Source organism: Mesorhizobium sp. M7A.F.Ca.CA.004.12.1.1, from assembly GCF_003997835.1.
Lineage (GTDB): Bacteria > Pseudomonadota > Alphaproteobacteria > Rhizobiales > Rhizobiaceae > Mesorhizobium.
Genome location: NZ_RZRK01001171.1, coordinates 1 through 1,358 on the forward strand (window position 1 = coordinate 1; position 1,358 = coordinate 1,358).

2 protein-coding genes are annotated in these 1,358 nt (G+C 64.3%); both read left to right on the forward strand.

Annotation, left to right across the window (positions count from 1 at the left end):
* A partial coding sequence (locus EN984_RS34795; RefSeq protein ID WP_245480187.1) for an ABC transporter substrate-binding protein occupies positions 1 to 913 on the forward strand: 913 nt, incomplete at its 5' end.
* A 7-nt stretch (positions 914 to 920) separates the two neighbouring features.
* Positions 921 to 1,358, forward strand: a 438-nt coding sequence (locus tag EN984_RS34800; RefSeq protein ID WP_164765930.1) for an ABC transporter permease, incomplete at its 3' end; no start/stop codon positions are given.

Genomic DNA, 1,358 nt, shown 5'->3' on the forward strand with positions numbered 1-1,358 from the left:
AGACTACTGGGGCGACAAGGCGCTGCCCGACCGGGTCGAGATCAAGTTTTTCGACGACGAGCAGGCGCAGGTGCTGGCGCTGCAGGCCGGCCAGCTCGACGTCATCCCGAGCACGACGCGCCTGGAGCTGGCGATCGAGGGCAATCCCAATTTCAAGCTGCTGAGCGTGCAGGCAAGCTCGCATGACCAGGTGCATCTCAGAACCGACCAGGCGCCGTTCACCGACAAGCGCATCCGCCGCGCGCTGGCGCTCACCATCGACCGCGAGGCGGTGGTCAAGGGCCTGCTCAAGGGCCGCGCCATCGTCGGCAACGACACCCCGTTCGCGCCGATCTTCCCTTCCGCCGATCCGTCGGTGCCACAGCGCAAGCAGGACATTGCGGAAGCCAAGCGCCTGCTTGGTGAGGCGGGTGTGCCGAACGGCTTCGAGGTGACGCTGACCACCGAACGCGCCTATGACATTCCCGACTATGCGGTGATCATCCAGAACTTCGCCAGGAAGGCCGGCATCGACGTCAAGCTCAACGTCCTGCCGCAGGACGCCTATTACGGCTCGGCGACCTTCGGTAGCTCGCCCTGGCTGGATTCGGTGCTCGGCATCACCGACTACGGCCATCGCGGCACGCCCGACATCTTCCTCAACGCCACGCTGAAGAGTTCGGGAGCCTGGAACGCGGCGCATTTCAACAACCCGGCCTATGATGCGCTGCTGCTCGACTACTCGAAGGCGCGTGATCTGCAGGCACAGCGCCTCGTTGCCGGCAAGATCCAGACCTTGCTGCTCGACGAGACGCCGGCGATCATCAGCTACTTCTCGCAATACAGCCGGATCGTCAGCTCGAAGGTCGAGGGCGTCCGCTTCACCGCGATCTCGCATCTGCTGCTCGATCGCGTTTCCTTCGTCCAGGCATGATCGCGACATGCTGACCGGTCGCATTCTGTCAGCGCGTCTGGGCACACTTGTCCTCACGCTGTGGCTGGTCAGCATCCTGGTGTTCTTCGCCGGGCAGGTCCTGCCCGGCGATGTCGGCCGTGTGATGCTCGGGCCTTTTGCCGATGCGCAGGCGGTGGCGGAACTGAACAAGCGGCTGGGCGCCGATCAGCCGGTTCTCGTCCAGTACTGGCTCTGGTTCAGCAAGGCCGTCACCGGTGACTTCGGCACCTCGCTGTCGATGCGCGGGCCGGTGGCGCCCTTCGTGCTGGAAAGCCTCAAGCGCTCCGCCGCCCTTGCCGGCATTATTCTGATTTTTCTCATTCCGCTGGGCGTTGGTGCCGGCGTCGTTGCCGGTCTCAATGCGGGCCGCTTGATCGACCGGCTGATCGTGATGGCAGGCGTCTCCTTCGGCATTGTGCCTGAT